Consider the following 16,348-nt stretch of genomic DNA (forward strand, 5'->3'; position numbering starts at 1 on the left):
TTTTACCGACGCCGGTCGGGCCGATCATCAGAATGTTTTTCGGGGTCACTTCGTGACGCAGCATCTCGTTGAGCTGCATGCGGCGCCAGCGGTTGCGCAGGGCAATCGCGACGGCGCGCTTGGCATCGTCCTGGCCGATGATATGGCGGTTGAGTTCGTGGACGATTTCGCGGGGAGTCATGGACATAGTAATTGACGGTCCTCAAGCAGAAACAAGCCGTGGCACAGGGGCCGTATCAGGCTTCTTCAGCGAGATCCTGCTCCTCAATGGTCTGAGTGTGGTTGGTGAATACGCAGATGTCGGCAGCGATGCCCAGTGCGGTTTCGACGATTTCACGGGCCGACAGGTCGGTCTTTTTCAACAGTGCGCTGGCTGCTGCCTGTGCATAGCCACCACCGGAACCCATGGCGATCAGGCCATTTTCGGGTTCGACCACGTCACCGTTGCCGGTGATGATCAGCGAGGCGTCCTTGTTGGCGACCGCGAGCATGGCTTCGAGGCGGCTCAGGGAGCGGTCGGTGCGCCACTCTTTGGCGAGTTCGACAGCGGCGCGGATCAGGTGGCCCTGATGTTTCTCGAGCTGGCCTTCGAAACGTTCGAACAGGGTGAAGGCGTCGGCGGTGGCACCGGCGAAACCGGCGATGACCTGGCCGTGGTACAGGCGGCGAACTTTTTTCGCGTTGCCTTTCATCACGGTGTTGCCGAGAGAAACTTGGCCGTCGCCGCCCATGACGACTTTGCCGTGGCGGCGGACTGAAACGATGGTGGTCAAGGGAAGAGTCTCCACGCAGCGGGGCGAAAATGCCTTATGCACATTCATATGGGGGTGCTGGAGAGGATTTCAACCGGGGGCGGAGAGAGGAGACGAGCGGTGACCAACTGTAGGAGCTGCCGCAGGCTGCGATCTTTGGATCTTGCTCTTGAAACAAAATCAAAAGATCGCAGCCTGCGGCAGCTCCTACAGGGGATTGGTGTTGCCTGCGGGGCTAAATCAGCGGCTCTGGCGTTGTTGTAACAACAGGTTGCTGAAGCCGCTGCCGGCCAGTTGTTTCTGTGCGGTGGTCAGCTGTTCGCGGTTGCTGAACGGACCGACCAATACGCGGTACCAGGTTTCGTCCTTCACCGTGCCCGACTCAACCGAAACGGCCTGGCCCAGCAGAATGATCTGCGCCCGCACCTTGTCCGCGTCCGCCTCTTTGCGGAACGAACCGGCCTGGAGGAAGAACTTGGTCACCGGCGCCGCTTTCGCCACCGGTGGTGCTGGCGGCGGGGTGATGCCCGACAGCGCAGCCTGCGCCCGTGCGGTGTCGATCTTCGCCGCTTCGGCCGGGGTGACCGGCGTGGTCGGCACTTGTGGCGTCGGCAGGGTTTTCTCCGGCACGGCATCCGGCGGCACGATCACTTCCGATTCCGGCAGCAGGGTGTAGAAGTCGTACTTCGGCTTCACCGGTTGCGTCGGGCTCGGCGGAGTCTTGTTGGCCTCGGCGATTTTCGTGGCTTTCTGCTGTTGCGCCTGCTCGACTTTCTCGCGCTTGACCGTGTCGCTGCCCTTGCCCGGCTCCAGTTTCATCAGGAATACGATGAACGCACCGACCGTCAGGCCGATGGCCATCCACAGCCAGCCCGGGATCGGTTGCTTTGCAGGAGCTTGGTAACGGCTGGCGCCACGCTTGGGTGCAGGTTTTTTCTTGGCAGCCAACTTACATGCGCTCCAGAGTTTCCAGGCCCAACAGTTCCAGGCCTTGCTTGAGAGTACGACCGGTCAGCGCGGCCAGACGCAGACGGCTCTGCATCTGGGCCGGCGTTTCGGCGGCGAGGATCGGGCAGTTCTCGTAGAAGCTGGAGAACAGACCGGCAACGTCATACAGATAGGTGCAGAGGATGTGCGGCGTGCCTTTTTCCGCGACGTTGTTCAGCACTTCGCCGAACTGCGCCAGCTTCGCCGCCAGCTCCTGCTCGTGCGCCGCTTCGAGGACGATCTGGCCATCGACTTCGCTGAAGTCCTTGCCCAGCTTGCGGAACACACCGGCGACACGGGTGTAGGCATACAGCAGGTACGGCGCGGTGTTGCCTTCGAAATTCAGCATCAGGTCGAAGTTGAAGCTGTAGTCGCTGGTGCGGTGCTTGGACAGGTCGGCGTATTTCACCGCGCCGATGCCGACGACCTTGGCGATGTTGCGCAGTTCGTCTTCGGCCAGTGTCGGGTTTTTCTCTTTGACCAGGTTGTAGGCACGTTCCCGGGCTTCGGTCAGCAGGTCGATCAGCTTCACGGTGCCGCCGTCACGGGTCTTGAACGGACGGCCATCGGCGCCGTTCATGGTGCCGAAACCCATGTGCTCCATCTCCATCGGATGGGGCACGAAACCGGCCTTGCGCGCCACTGCGAACACTTGCTGGAAGTGCAGGGCCTGACGCTGGTCGACGAAGTACAGCGCGCGGTCGGCCTTGAGCTTGCCACTGCGGTAGCGCACGGCCGCCAGGTCAGTGGTGGCGTACAGGTAACCGCCGTCAGCCTTGACGATGATCACTGGCAGCGGGTCGCCGTCAGCGTTCTTGAACTCGTCGAGGAACACGCACTGGGCGCCGTTGCTTTCCACCAGCATGCCGGCGGCTTTCAGGTCGTTGACCACGTTGATCAGATCGTCGTTGTAGGCGCTTTCGCCCATCACGTCGGCCATGGTCAGTTTGACGTTGAGCAGTTCGTAGATCTTCTGGCAGTGCGACAGCGAGATGTCCTTGAACCGGGTCCACAGCGCCAGGCACTCGGCATCGCCGGCCTGCAGCTTGACCACCAGACCACGGGCGCGGTCGGCGAATTCTTCGGACTCGTCGAAACGCTGCTTGGCGGCGCGGTAGAAGTTTTCCAGATCGGACAGCTCGTCGCTGGTGATCGGGTTTTCCTGCAGGTAGGCCATCAGCATGCCGAACTGGGTGCCCCAGTCGCCAACGTGGTTCTGGCGGATCACTTCGTCGCCAAGGAACTCGAGAACACGGGCCACGCCGTCGCCGATGATGGTCGAGCGCAAGTGGCCGACGTGCATCTCTTTGGCCAGGTTCGGTGCCGACAGGTCAACCACGGTGCGCTGTGCCGGACCGGCCTTGCGCACGCCAACGTGAGCGTCAGCCAGAGCGGCGTCGAGGCGCGAGGCGAGGGCCTGGGTGTTCTGGAAGAAATTGATGAAGCCCGGACCGGCGATTTCAGCCTTGCTGACGTTTTCGTCGGCCGGCAGCGCGGCGATGATTTTCTCCGCCAGATCGCGCGGCTTCATGCCCGCAGGCTTGGCCAGCATCATGGCGATATTGCTGGCGAAGTCGCCGTGGGTTTTGTCACGGGCGTTCTCCACCTGAATCGCCGGCGACAGGCCTTCAGGCAACACACCTTCGTTGACGAGTTGGGTGAGGGCTTGTTGGATCAGCTGGCGAATGGTGTCTTTCATGGTCTTCTCTTTCGACCGCAAGCGCGGCGGCGCATCGGTGCGCGGGTGGAAAAACTGGGCATTATCCGTTGCGAAGACGGGCTTGCCAACCTTAGCAGGCAGCTTATGGATATGTGGTGACAATTCGGACCTATTCGCGAGCAAGCCCGCTCCCACAGGGGATCGGTGTCAGACACATAATCTGTGAGCGCCGCAGATCCAATGTGGGAGCGGGCTTGCTCGCGAAGGCGATTTTCAGATCAATACAGATCCACCGGATCGACATCCAGCGACCAGCGCACCGCCCGCCCGCTCGGCATCTGCTCCAGCTCCAACAACCAGCTGGCGAGCAGTCGATGCAAGGGTGCCCGCGCCGCCGCCTGCACCAACAGCTGCGCACGATAGCGTCCCGCACGGCGTTCCATCGGTGCTGGCACCGGCCCGAGCAGTTCGATCCCGCTCAGACTCTGCTCGACCAGCAAGCGCTCGGCCGCGCTGCACGCCTCGTCGAGAAAACTCTCGGCCTGCCCCGGTTTGTGCGCTTCGGCACGCAACAGGGCTAAGTGTGAAAACGGCGGTAGTCCGGCGGCGCGGCGCTCGCTCAAGGCCTGCTCGGCAAAGGCGAAGTAACCCTGCTCGGTCAGTTGCACCAATAGAGGATGGTCGGCCAAGTGGGTCTGGATGATCACCTTGCCCGGCTCCTCCGCCCGCCCGGCGCGTCCGGCGACCTGCACGATCAACTGCGCCATGCGTTCGCTGGCGCGGAAGTCGCCGGAGAACAGTCCACCGTCGGCATCCAGAATCGACACCAGCGTGACCCGCGGGAAGTGGTGCCCCTTGGCCAACATCTGCGTGCCGACCAGAATGCACGGCTGGCCCTTCTGAATCGTCGCGAACAACTGATTCATCGCGTCTTTGCGCGACGTGCTGTCGCGGTCGACGCGCAGCACCGGGTAGTCCGGGAACAGAATCGCCAGGCGTTCTTCGGCGCGTTCGGTGCCGGCGCCGACCGGGCGCAGATCGACCTTGTTGCACTTGGGGCATTGGCGCGGCGTGCGTTCGACGTAGCCACAATGGTGGCAGCGCAGCTCGCCGTAGCGCTGGTGCACGGTCATGCGCGCATCGCAGCGCGAGCACTCGGACATCCAGCCACAGTCGTGGCACAGCAGGGTCGGCGCGAAACCGCGGCGATTGAGGAACACCAACACTTGCTGGCCGGCGGCGAGGGTCTGGCCGATGGCTTGTTGCATCGGCCCGGAAATGCCGCTGTCCAGCGGGCGGCTTTTCACGTCCAGCCGCAGGAAGCGCGGTTGCTTGGCGCCGCCGGCCCGCTCGTTGAGGCGCAGCAGGCCATAACGACCGGTGTAGGCGTTGTGCAGGCTTTCCAGTGAAGGCGTGGCGGACCCGAGGACGATCGGGATGTTTTCCTGCCGCGCGCGCACCAGCGCCAGATCCCGGGCGTGGTAGCGCAGGCCTTCCTGCTGTTTATAAGAGCCGTCGTGCTCTTCGTCGATGATGATCAGCCCCGGATTTTTCATCGGGGTGAACAGCGCCGAGCGCGTGCCGATAATAATGTCGGCCTCGCCGTCCCGGGCAGCGAGCCAGGCGTCAAGGCGCTCACGGTCGTTGACCGCCGAGTGCAGCAGGGCGATGCGTGCGTTGAAGCGCTGCTCGAAACGCGCCAGAGTCTGCGGGCCGAGGTTGATCTCGGGGATCAGCACCAGCGCCTGCTTGCCGGCTTCGAGGGTTTCGCGGATCAGTTGCAAATAGACTTCGGTCTTGCCGCTGCCGGTGACCCCGGCCAGCAGAAAGGCGTGATAACTGTCGAACCCGGCGCGGATCGCCTCATACGCGGCACGTTGTTCGGTATTGAGCGGCAACTCCGGCTGGGCCAGCCAGTGTTCATGACGCACGCCGGGGGCGTGCCGGCGGATCTCCACTTGCACCAGACCCTTGGCCAGCAGCAGGTCGAGGCTGTCCTTGCTCAGCATCAGCTTGCTCAACAACTGGTGGGCCACGCCGTGCGGATGCTGGGCCAGGGTGGTCAGCGCTTCACGCTGGCGCGGGGCGCGGGCGATGCGCGGATCGTCGAGGCTGGCGCCGGGCGCGACTGACCAGAAGCGTTCCTGGCGGGCCTCGGCCAGTTCGCCCTGCCGCAGCAGTACCGGCAGCGCCCAGCTCAGGGTGTCGCCGAGGCTGTGCTGGTAATACTGCGACGTCCACAGGCACAGCTTGAACAGTGCGGGCGGCAACGGCGGTTCGACATCGAGCAGGGCCAGCGCCGGCTTGAGTTTTTCTGCCGGCACTTCGCTGGTGTCGGTGATCTCCACCAGAATCCCGATCATCTCCCGTCGCCCGAACGGCACCCGCAGGCGCATGCCCGGCTGCAACTGAGCGCGCAGCACCCCGGCCGGCGCTCGATAGTCGAACAGGCGGCGCAGGGGCGAAGGCAGGGCGAGGCGCAGAATGGCGTCGGGCACGCGGGGGGTCTCTATCAACACAAAAGATGGGCGAGCGCAGATCAACTGTGGGAGCGGGCTTGCTCGCGAATGCGCTGTGTCAGGCGCCTTAATGTTGGCTGACACGCCGCCTTCGCGAGCAAGCCCGCTCCCACAGGAGAATGTGTTCGAGGCCGGGAGCCTAGCAGACGGTCGGTCTCAGGGACAGCTTGCGCGATTGACATTGTCTGGTAGAATCCGCGGCCTAATTACGTGCGGTATTCAACAATAGTGTTGGGTGGCGGCACGCTAGATGAGGAAGACATCATGAAAGCTGATATCCACCCGAATTACCCAGAAGTTGCAGTAACCTGCAGCTGCGGCAACAAGTTCGAAACCCGTTCGACCTTCGGCAAAGCCCTGGCGATCGACGTTTGCAACGAGTGCCACCCGTTCTACACCGGTAAGCAGAAGACTCTGGACACCGGTGGTCGCGTTCAGAAGTTCGCCGACCGTTTCGGTGCCTTCGGCGCCAAGAAGTAAGATTGGTCATTCTGGAAAATCTCTACGGTTTCTCCAGGCTGATGAAAAAGGCGTCCCTTGTGGGCGCCTTTTTTGTGTCCGCAATTTGGCTGTCCGCTGCCCAGGCCCTGTGTCCCGCCCCCAGCGGGTTGAGCAGCGTTGCCGTGCAGCGCGTGGTCGATGGCGACACCTTGCGCCTGAGCGACGGGCGCAGTGTACGCCTGATCGGCCTCAACACCCCGGAACTGGGCAAACAGGGCCGCAGCGACGAGCCATTCGCCGTGGCAGCGCGCAAGCGCCTCGAAGCGCTGGTGGCGGACAGCGGCGGGCGGGTCGGATTGCAGCTCGGCAAGCAGGCCAAGGACCATTACGGCCGCACCCTCGCGCATGTCTACAGCGCCAGCGGCGCCAATCTCGAAGCGCAAATGCTCGCCGATGGCCTGGGTTTTCAGGTCGCGGTGGCGCCGAATGTCGATCTGGTTGCCTGTCAGCACGCCGCCGAACAGAGTGCACGAAGCGCTGGGCGGGGCATCTGGCGCCAGTCGCCTGTACTGAAAGCGCAGCAGATCCAGCGTTCGGGGTTCGCCGTGGTCAGTGGGCGTGTGAGCAAGGTTCAGCGCAATCGTGGCGGAATATGGATCGAGTTGCAGGGCTCTGTTGTACTGCGCGTTGCGCCCAATCTGGTCGGACAATTCGACAGTACCCGGTTTCAGTCTCTGAAGGGCAGGCAGATCGAGGCTCGCGGCTGGATAGTCGATCGTTCGCGGCGTGGCGGGTTGAAACCGGGTCAGCCGCGTTGGCTGCTGCCGTTGACCGATCCATCTATGCTGCAAAACGCTCGTTGAAGAAAAATTGTAGACATTTTTTCTGTCGATTGTGAACAGTCCAGCCCTTGTGCGCCGTGCCTCTTGGCCCAAAGTCGTAGGACGGGGCGCTTGACACGGGTGACCGGGCAGTCTTGTCGGGATATTACGAGGCGCGTATCCTCGCTGACCAGTCTGTCCAACAGTAAAAGCGGAATGCCCCCCATGTCTGATCTGAAAACTGCCGCTCTCGAATATCATGCCAATCCTCGTCCAGGGAAGCTGAGTGTCGAGCTCACCAAGGCCACTGCTACCGCCCGCGACCTGTCGCTGGCCTACAGCCCCGGCGTAGCTGAACCAGTGCGTGAGATCGCCCGCGATCCTGAACTGGCCTACAAATACACCGGCAAGGGCAACCTGGTTGCAGTCATTTCTGATGGCACCGCGATTCTGGGTCTGGGTAACCTCGGCCCACTGGCTTCCAAGCCAGTGATGGAAGGTAAGGGCGTACTGTTCAAGCGCTTCGCCGGTATCGACGTGTTCGACATCGAAGTTGACTCCGAAAGCCCGCAAGCCTTCATCGACACCGTAAAACGCATCTCCATCACTTTCGGTGGCATCAACCTGGAAGACATCAAGGCACCTGAGTGCTTCGAGATCGAACGTGCTCTGATCGAGCAGTGCGACATTCCGGTATTCCACGATGACCAGCACGGCACCGCGATCGTGACCGCTGCGGGCATGATCAACGCCCTGGAAATCGCCGGCAAAACCCTGCCGGAAGCCAAGATCGTCTGCCTCGGCGCCGGCGCTGCGGCCATCTCCTGCATGAAGTTGCTGGTGAGCATGGGCGCAAAAATCGAAAACATCTTCATGGTTGACCGTACCGGCGTGATCCACTCCGGCCGTGACGACCTGAACCAGTACAAAGCCGTGTTTGCACACGCCACCGACAAGCGCAGCCTGGCTGACGCTCTGAAAGGCGCTGACGTGTTCGTCGGTCTGTCCGGCCCGAACCTGCTGAGCGCCGAAGGCCTGCTGTCGATGGCGGCCAACCCGATCGTCTTCGCCTGCTCGAACCCGGATCCGGAAATCTCCCCGGAACTGGCGCACGCCACCCGCAGCGACGTGATCATGGCCACCGGTCGTTCCGACTACCCGAACCAGGTCAACAACGTACTGGGCTTCCCGTTCATCTTCCGTGGTGCCCTGGACGTTCGCGCCAAGCGCATCAACGAAGAAATGAAAGTGGCTGCGGCCAACGCCCTGCGCGAACTGGCCAAACTGCCAGTGCCACAGGACGTGTGCGACGCCTACGGTGGTGCGCCGCTGGAATTCGGCCGTGAGTACATCATTCCGAAGCCAATGGACAAGCGCCTGATCACCCTGATCTCCGACGCTGTGGCCAAAGCTGCGATCGAAACTGGTGTGGCGACCCTGCCGTATCCGAAGAACTACCCGCTGAAAAGCGTGGATGACGTGTTCAACGGCTAAGTCGTTGTAGCGCTTCAACGAAGCCCCGGCTCGTAATGAGTCGGGGCTTTTTGTTGGCAGATCAAAAGATCGCAGCCTGCGGCAGCTCCTACAGGGGGAGATGCATTCCAAATGTAGGAGCTGCCGAAGGCTGCGATCTTTTGATCTTGATCTTCACGCAATAAAAAGCCCCGCACATCTCGCGATGGCGGGGCTTTTCAATGACGCTGGATCAGAACAGGTCGATCGGTGCCTGTTCATCCGCCGGCAGCGGGCTGCCCGGTACGGCGCCGTTACCCAACTCGTTCACCGATGGCGGCGTGTCTTCCGACTTGAACAGTTCGAAGTAGGCGCCCGGCGTGCTTGGCGTCGCCGCACGACCGCTGACCGGGTCCACCCGCAGGCTGAGGATGCCTTCCGGCTCAGGCTGCACGTGTGGCGGCTTGTCCTTCAGCGCGGCGGACATGTAGTTCATCCAGATCGGCAGCGCCACGGTGCCACCGAACTCGCGGCGGCCGAGGCTTTCCGGCTGGTCGAAGCCGGTCCATACGGTGGTCACGTAATCGGCGTTGTAACCGGAGAACCACGCATCTTTCGATTCGTTGGTGGTACCGGTCTTGCCCGCGATGTCGCTGCGACCCATGGCCAGTGCGCGACGACCGGTGCCGAGCTTGATCACGTCCTGCAACATGCTGTTGAGGATGTACGTGGTACGGCCATCGACGATCCGCTCGGCTACTGCCGGTGCTTGTGGCGCTGCTGCGGCGCCCGGGGCTTCACCCGGAACCGGTGCGGCGTTGACGGTGATCGGCTGCGACGCCGGCGCGGCAAAACCATCGGTCGCCGAGCCACCCTGCGGCACGGTCGGCGGGTTGGCGACGAACAGCGTGTCGCCGTTGCGGCTTTCGATCTTGTCGATGATGTACGGGGTGATCTTGTAGCCGCCGTTGGCGAAGGTGCTCCAGCCGGTAGCGATCTCCATCGGGGTCAGGGTCGCGGTGCCCAGCGCCAGCGACAGGTTCGGCGGCAGGTCCTGCTTGTTGAAGCCGAAGCGGGTGATGTAGTCGATGGTCTTGCCCACACCCATCGCCTGCAACAGGCGGATCGACACCAGGTTACGCGACTTGTACAGCGCCTCGCGCAGACGGATCGGGCCGAGGAAGGTGTTGGTGTCGTTCTTCGGCCGCCAGACTTTGTCCAGGTACTCGTCGACGAACACGATCGGCGCGTCGTTGACCAGGGTTGCGGCGGTGTAGCCGCTGTCCAGCGCAGCGCTGTAGACGAACGGCTTGAAGCTCGAACCCGGTTGACGTTTGGCCTGCAGGGCGCGGTTGTAGTTGCTCTGCTCGAAGGCGAAACCACCGACCAGCGAGCGAATCGCGCCGTTCTGCGGATCCAGCGACACCAGCGCGCCTTGCGCCTGCGGGATCTGGCTGAACTTCAGCGAATTGTTCGGCTGACGCTGCACGCGAATCAGATCGCCGACCTGCGCCACATCCGACGGCTGGCGCGGTGCCGCGCCCATGCTGTTGGTGTTGAGGAACGGTCGCGCCCATTTCATGGTGTCCCAGGCAACGTGTTCTTCGCCGGTACGGGTCAGCACCTGCAAGCCATTCTTGTCGACCTGGGTAACGATGGCCGGCTCCAGGCTGCTGATGGTGCGCTGCTTGGTCAGCTCGGTCGCCCAGGCTTCGTGGGTCTTGCCCGGCAGGCGCGACTCGGGGCCACGGTAGCCGTGACGCTGGTCGTAAGTCATCAAGCCTTCGTGCAGCGCAGTGTTGGCCATTTCCTGCAGATTGCTCGGCACCGTGGTGGTGACGCGGAAACCTTCGGTGTAGGCGTCGCTGCCGTAGCGTCCGACCATTTCGGCACGGGCCATTTCGGCGATGTACGGAGCGTTCACTTCCGGGGTCGGCACGTGATAGCTGGCGTTCAGCGGCTCGTTGATCGCGGCGGTGTAATCAGCCTCGGAAATCTTCCCGAGCTTGTACATGCGGCCGAGAATCCAGTCGCGACGTTCCTTGCTGCGCGCCGGGTTGGCCAGCGGGTTGAAGCGCGAAGGGGCCTTCGGCAGGCCGGCGATCATCGCCATCTGCGCCAGGCTGACGTCGCGGATCGACTTGCCGTAATACACCTGCGCCGCCGCCTCGATGCCATAGGCGCGGTTACCCAGATAAATCTTGTTCACGTACAGCTCAAGGATCTCGTCCTTGGTCAGCTGCCGCTCGATCTGCAGGGCCAGAAGAATTTCGGTGGTTTTGCGCGAGAAGCTGCGTTCGCTGGTCAGGAAGAAGTTCTTCGCCACCTGCATGGTGATGGTGCTGCCGCCGGACTGAATGTGTCCGCTTTTGACCAATTGGGTCGCGGCACGCATCAGGCTGCTCGGATCGACGCCATAGTGGTTGGCGAAATTGTCGTCTTCAGCACTTAGTAACGCATTAATGAAATTGGGCGGAATGTCGGCGAAACGGATCGGAGTACGGCGCATTTCGCCAAATTCTGCGATCAACTTGTTGTCGCTGCTGTAGACCCGCAGGGGAATCTGCAACTGAATGCTTCTCAGCGCCTCCACAGACGGCAAACCCGGACTAAGGTAAAGAAACGCGCCGCTGAGACCTAAAAGCAGTCCGCAGAAAACGGCGACGATGGACCAACCGAAAAATTTCAGCAGACGAATCAAGGCTTTTGAGCATCCAGGGCAAAGAATGAATGTGGCGACAGGGTTCCGGTAACACACAGAACGGCCCGCGCCGGCAGTAAAAAGCAGAAAAAAACGCTGGGCATTATAAGCACTTTTCTGCTGGGGGCGTCATTTGCGCTTCTGTCAAGGCGGGGTGAAGGAACGCAATGCATATTACAGAGTCCGTAACTCACGGAAAGTCATAGGGAATTGGTAGTGCTGGGACTCTTCAATAAAAAGACCAATACGTTACTGGGGATCGACATCAGCTCCACTTCGGTGAAGCTGCTGGAACTGAGCCGTCAGGGTGACCGCTACCGGGTCGAGGCCTACGCGGTGGAGCCGCTGCCGCCCAATGCCGTGGTCGAAAAGAACATCGCCGAGCTCGAAGGCGTGGGCCATGCCTTGTCCCGGGTCCTGGTCAAGGCGCGCACCGGGCTCAAGAGCGTGGCGGTGGCGGTGGCCGGTTCTGCGGTGATCACCAAAATCATCGAGATGGACGCCGGGCTGACCGACGACGAGCTGGAAAACCAGCTCAAAATCGAGGCCGACCAATACATTCCCTATCCACTGGACGAAGTCGCCATCGACTTCGAAGTCCAGGGCGTGTCGCCGCGCAACCCCGAGCGGGTCAATGTGCTGCTGGCCGCCTGTCGCAAGGAAAACGTCGAAGTCCGCGAGGCAGCGCTGGCCCTGGCCGGGCTGACCGCACGCGTGGTCGATGTCGAGGCCTATGCGCTGGAGCGCTCGTTCGGCCTGCTCGCCAGCCAGCTGGCAGCCTCGCAGGAACGCCTCACCGTAGCAGTGGTGGACATCGGCGCAACCATGACCACCCTCAGCGTCTTGCACAACGGCCGCATCATCTATACCCGCGAGCAACTGTTTGGTGGCCGGCAACTGACCGAGGAAATCCAGCGCCGCTACGGCCTGACCGTCGAGCAGGCCGGGCTGGCGAAAAAGCAGGGCGGTCTGCCTGACGACTATGTCAGCGAGGTGTTGCAGCCGTTCCGCGAGGCCCTGGTGCAGCAGGTCTCGCGCTCGCTGCAGTTCTTCTTTGCCTCCGGGCAGTACAACGCGGTCGATAACATTCTGCTGGCCGGCGGCACGGCGTCGGTGCCGGGGCTGGATCGGCTGATCGAGCAGCGTCTGGGCACCCCGACCCAGGTCGCCAACCCGTTTGCCGACATGGCCTTGAGCAGCAAGGTCAACGCCGGGGCCCTGGCCAGTGACGCGCCGGCCCTGATGATTGCCTGCGGGCTCGCGCTCAGGAGTTTCGACTGATGGCGCGGATCAACTTACTTCCCTGGCGTGAGGAGCGCCGCGAAGAGCGGCGCAAACGCTTCCTGCTGATCATGATCGGGGTGCTGGCCGGTTCGGTGGGCGCCGTGTTCATTGCCGAGCAGATCGTCAGTTCCGCCATCGAACGCCAGGAAGCGCGCAATGCCTACATCGGCAAACAGATCGCCGTGGTCGACGAACGGATCAAACAGATCAGCGAGCTCAAGGCGCGGCGTCAGCAACTGGTCGAACGCATGCGCATCATCCAGGACCTGCAGGGCAACCGGCAGATCAGCGGGCGGATCTTCGACCAACTGGCGCGCACGTTGCCGGACGGGGTGTATTTCACCAGCGTGAAGCTGGTCGGCAAGACGCTGTCGATCAGCGGCGCGGCGGAGTCGAACAACCGCGTTTCGGAGCTGATGCGCAATCTGGATGCCTCTGACTGGTTTGATGCGCCGAGCCTCAACGAGGTGAAAGCGACGACCGCCGGTCAGGTGGATCAGGCCAACGTCTTTCAGCTGACCGTTCGTCAGACCCAGCCAGCCGTGACGGAGGGCGACAAATGAAGCCGTCCGAATGGCTGCAAAGTCTGCGCAACATCGACTTCAACGATCTGGACACCAGCAATATCGGTTCCTGGCCGGCCGCGGTGAAAGCCATGGCGGGGGCATTGTTGATGGTGCTGGTGTTGGCGCTTGGCTATAACTTTTTCATCAGCGACATGGAAAACCAGCTGGAAGCCAAGCGTCAGGAAGAAGACACCTTGAAGGAGCAGTTCGCCAGCAAGGCGCACATGGCCGCCAACCTGGAGCTGTACACCCAGCAGATGAAGGAGATGGAAAACTCCTTCGGCGTGCTCCTGCGGCAGTTGCCCAGCGACACCGAAGTCCCGGGATTGCTCGAGGACATTACCCGTACCGGGCTGGGCAGCGGTCTTGAATTCGAAGAGATCAAGCTGCTGCCGGAGGTGACACAGCCGTTCTACATCGAGTTGCCGATCCAGATCACCGTCACCGGGGCTTACCACGACCTCGCCACTTTCGTCAGTGGCGTCGCCGGTTTGCCACGGATCGTCACCTTGCACGATTTCGAACTGGCGCCTGCCAACCCTGACGGCGGGACGAAGCTGCGCATGAGCATCCTCGCCAAGACTTACCGCTATAACGACAAGGGGTTGGACAAATGACCCCGTTGCGTTATTTCGCCCTGTCGGTGCTGGTGCTCGGCCTCAGTGGTTGCGGCAGCAGTGACGAGTTCAGTGACCTCGATGCCTACATGAACGAAGTGCGTCTGCGCCCGGCCGGCCGGATCGAGCCGACGCCGACCTTTCATTCCTATCCCACCTTTACCTACAGCGCGGCCAACCTGCGCAGCCCGTTCTCGCGCCAGGTGCGCGTCGATCTGGCCGGGCAGCAGCGTGGTTCGCGCAACGTCAAACCCGACCCCAATCGGGTCAAGCAATACCTCGAAGGTTTCAACATCGAGCAGTTTGAAATGGTCGGCACGATCTCCAATGCCTCCGGCTCCTTTGCTCTGCTGCGCGGGGCGGGTGCGGTGCATCGGTTGAAGGTCGGCGACTACCTGGGGCGCAACGACGGGCGCATCGTCGCCATCAGCGCCACGCAGGTCGATGTGGTCGAGATCGTGCCCGACGGCGAAGGCGCCTGGCTGGAGCGTCCGCGCACCATTCCTTTGAAAGAGCACTCATAGTGGAAGTCGAACAATGAACAGGATTTTCTCCACCCTCGGTTTTTCGCTATGGATAGCGCTGCTTTCACCGATGGTTCACGCGGCCAGCCTCAAGGCGCTGGATGTCGCGGCGTTGCCGGGTGACCGCATCGAGTTGAAGCTGTCGTTCGACGGCCCGCCACCGCAGCCCAAGGGCTACACCACCGAATCGCCGGCGCGAATCGCTCTGGATCTGCCGGGTGTCGCCAGCCAGCTGACGAGCAAGACTCGCGATCTGGGTAGCGGCAACGCGCGAACCGCGACGGTGGTCGAAGCCAACGACCGCACGCGCCTGATCATCAGCCTGACGCAACTGACGCCCTACACCTCGCGGGTCGAGGGCAACAACCTGTTCGTGGTGGTCGGGCAAGGTGCCAAGCCTGCTGCGCCACGGCCAGCCGCTGTTGCGCCACGACCGGTCGCGGCTCCGGCGAAGGCTTACGCCCCCGTTGCCAAGACCATTCGTGGCGTCGACTTCCAGCGTGGCACTGCGGGGGAGGGCAACGTGGTCATCGACCTGTCGGACCCGACTATCGCCCCGGACATTCAGGAGCATGACGGCAAGATCATCCTCAGTTTTGCCCGCACCCAGTTACCCGACAGGCTGCGGGTACGCCTCGACGTCAAGGATTTCGCCACCCCGGTGCAGTTCGTCAATGCCGCCGCCAGCGGTGATCGTGCGGTCATCACCGTCGAACCCAGTGGCACGTTCGACTATTCCACCTACCAGACCGACAACAAGCTGACGGTCAGCATTCGCCCGATGACGGTCGATGACCTGCAAAAGCGCAACGCCGACCGCAACAGCTACAGCGGCGAAAAGCTTTCGCTGAATTTTCAGGACATTGACGTGCGTTCGGTGCTGCAACTGATCGCCGATTTCACCAACCTCAATCTGGTGGCCAGCGACACGGTGCAGGGCGGGATCACCTTGCGCCTGCAAAACGTGCCGTGGGATCAGGCGCTGGATCTGGTGCTGAAAACCAAGGGCCTGGATAAACGCAAGATCGGCAACGTGTTGCTGGTGGCGCCGGCCGACGAAATCGCTGCCCGCGAGCGCCAGGAGCTGGAGTCGCAGAAACAGATCGCCGAACTGGCACCGTTGCGCCGCGAGCTGCTGCAAGTGAACTACGCCAAGGCGGCGGACATCGCCAAGCTGTTCCAGTCGGTGACCAGCGCCGAGGCGAAAATCGACGAGCGCGGCTCGATCACCGTCGACGAGCGCACCAACAACATCATTGCCTACCAGACCCAGGATCGCCTCGATGAACTGCGGCGGATCGTGGCACAGCTGGATATTCCGGTGCGTCAGGTGATGATCGAGGCGCGGATCGTCGAAGCCAACGTCGATTACGACAAGAGTCTGGGCGTGCGCTGGGGCGGCTCGATCCAGAACAAGGGCAACTGGAACACCTCCGGAGTCAGCAATGGCTCGTCGACCACCATCGGCACACCGGGCAGTACCAGCACCAACTCGCCGTTTGTCGATATGGGCACGGTGGGTAATACCTCGGGGATCGGCATCGCCTTCATCACTGACAACGTGTTGCTCGATCTTGAGCTGACCGCCATGGAGAAGACCGGCAACGGTGAAATCGTCTCGCAGCCGAAAGTGGTGACTTCCGACAAGGAGACCGCGAAGATCCTCAAGGGCACCGAGATTCCGTATCAGGAAGCCAGCTCCAGCGGCGCGACGTCGGTGTCGTTCAAGGAGGCTTCGCTGTCGCTGGAAGTGACCCCGCAGATCACCCCCGACAACCGCATCATCATGGAGGTCAAGGTCACCAAGGACGAACCGGACTACCTGAACAAGGTGCAGGATGTGCCGCCGATCAAGAAGAACGAGGTCAACGCCAAGGTGCTGGTGAACGACGGCGAGACCATCGTGATTGGGGGCGTTTTCTCAAAAACTCAAAGCAAGGTCGTAGATAAGGTGCCATTTCTTGGCGATGTGCCGTATCTTGGCCGCCTTTTACGGCGTGATGTGGTTTCGGAGAAAAAAAACG

13 protein-coding genes and 1 pseudogene are annotated in these 16,348 nt (G+C 62.0%); 8 read left to right on the forward strand and 6 right to left on the reverse strand.

The genetic code is table 11. The features are described 5' to 3' along the window. The 5 genes and pseudogenes from hslU to ACIOUG_RS24975 form a co-directional block, all read right to left on the reverse strand. Window positions 1–187: pseudogene (gene hslU, locus ACIOUG_RS24955) on the reverse strand (HslU--HslV peptidase ATPase subunit); the annotation flags it as partial. A gap of 49 nt (window positions 188–236) precedes the next feature. Continuing rightward, window positions 237–773, reverse strand: coding sequence for an ATP-dependent protease subunit HslV (hslV, locus tag ACIOUG_RS24960; protein ID WP_003220875.1), 537 nt, complete (start codon window positions 771–773; stop codon window positions 237–239). 219 nt (window positions 774–992) lie between these two features. Further along, window positions 993–1,700, reverse strand: a complete 708-nt coding sequence (locus ACIOUG_RS24965; RefSeq protein WP_401069543.1) for an SPOR domain-containing protein — start codon at window positions 1,698–1,700, stop codon at window positions 993–995. Between the two features lies 1 nt (window position 1,701). Next, window positions 1,702–3,438, reverse strand: coding sequence for an arginine--tRNA ligase (argS, locus tag ACIOUG_RS24970; protein WP_401069546.1), 1,737 nt, complete (start codon window positions 3,436–3,438; stop codon window positions 1,702–1,704). 239 nt (window positions 3,439–3,677) lie between these two features. Further along, window positions 3,678–5,897 carry a primosomal protein N' gene (locus tag ACIOUG_RS24975; RefSeq protein WP_401069549.1) on the reverse strand — a complete coding sequence of 740 codons (2,220 nt, stop codon included), beginning with the start codon at window positions 5,895–5,897 and terminating at the stop codon, window positions 3,678–3,680. Window positions 5,898–6,182: 285 nt separating this feature from the next. Here ACIOUG_RS24975 and rpmE point away from each other — a divergent pair, with 285 nt between their 5' ends. The 3 genes from rpmE to ACIOUG_RS24990 all read left to right on the forward strand — a co-directional run bounded on the left by rpmE (window position 6,183) and on the right by ACIOUG_RS24990 (window position 8,674). Beyond that, the gene (rpmE, locus tag ACIOUG_RS24980; RefSeq protein WP_007968345.1) at window positions 6,183–6,398 is read left to right on the forward strand and encodes a 50S ribosomal protein L31; all 216 of its coding nucleotides are present in this window, start codon (window positions 6,183–6,185) and stop codon (window positions 6,396–6,398) included. A 41-nt stretch (window positions 6,399–6,439) separates the two neighbouring features. Then, window positions 6,440–7,222, forward strand: a complete 783-nt coding sequence (locus tag ACIOUG_RS24985; protein WP_401069552.1) for a thermonuclease family protein — start codon at window positions 6,440–6,442, stop codon at window positions 7,220–7,222. Between the two features lie 183 nt (window positions 7,223–7,405). Beyond that, entirely contained in the window at window positions 7,406–8,674 is a 1,269-nt protein-coding gene (locus tag ACIOUG_RS24990; protein ID WP_003220889.1) for a malic enzyme-like NAD(P)-binding protein, read from the forward strand. A 211-nt stretch (window positions 8,675–8,885) separates the two neighbouring features. Here the strand turns inward: ACIOUG_RS24990 and ACIOUG_RS24995 are convergent, their stop codons facing one another. Further along, window positions 8,886–11,330, reverse strand: coding sequence for a penicillin-binding protein 1A (locus tag ACIOUG_RS24995; RefSeq protein ID WP_401069569.1), 2,445 nt, complete (start codon window positions 11,328–11,330; stop codon window positions 8,886–8,888). Window positions 11,331–11,549: 219 nt separating this feature from the next. Between ACIOUG_RS24995 and ACIOUG_RS25000 the strand changes: the two genes are divergently transcribed. From ACIOUG_RS25000 to pilQ, 5 genes are all read left to right on the forward strand, one after another. Further along, window positions 11,550–12,614 (forward strand): pilus assembly protein PilM, encoded by a 1,065-nt coding sequence (locus ACIOUG_RS25000; protein ID WP_401069555.1) that lies wholly within the window; start codon window positions 11,550–11,552, stop codon window positions 12,612–12,614. After that, the gene (locus ACIOUG_RS25005; protein ID WP_401069558.1) at window positions 12,614–13,180 is read left to right on the forward strand and encodes a PilN domain-containing protein; all 567 of its coding nucleotides are present in this window, start codon (window positions 12,614–12,616) and stop codon (window positions 13,178–13,180) included. Before ACIOUG_RS25000 ends, ACIOUG_RS25005 begins: the two co-directional genes overlap by 1 nt. Next, window positions 13,177–13,800 (forward strand): type 4a pilus biogenesis protein PilO, encoded by a 624-nt coding sequence (gene pilO, locus ACIOUG_RS25010; protein ID WP_401069561.1) that lies wholly within the window; start codon window positions 13,177–13,179, stop codon window positions 13,798–13,800. The genes ACIOUG_RS25005 and pilO overlap by 4 nt, the downstream gene beginning before the upstream one ends. Further along, a complete protein-coding gene (locus tag ACIOUG_RS25015; protein ID WP_401069563.1) occupies window positions 13,797–14,324 on the forward strand; it encodes a pilus assembly protein PilP in 528 nt (175 codons plus the stop codon). The genes pilO and ACIOUG_RS25015 overlap by 4 nt, the downstream gene beginning before the upstream one ends. Window positions 14,325–14,337: 13 nt before the next feature. Next, window positions 14,338–16,348, forward strand: a 2,011-nt coding sequence (pilQ, locus tag ACIOUG_RS25020; protein ID WP_401069566.1) for a type IV pilus secretin PilQ, incomplete at its 3' end; no start/stop codon positions are given.

The sequence above is a fragment of the Pseudomonas sp. NPDC087803 genome, assembly GCF_044742995.1.
In the GTDB taxonomy this organism is placed as follows: domain Bacteria; phylum Pseudomonadota; class Gammaproteobacteria; order Pseudomonadales; family Pseudomonadaceae; genus Aquipseudomonas.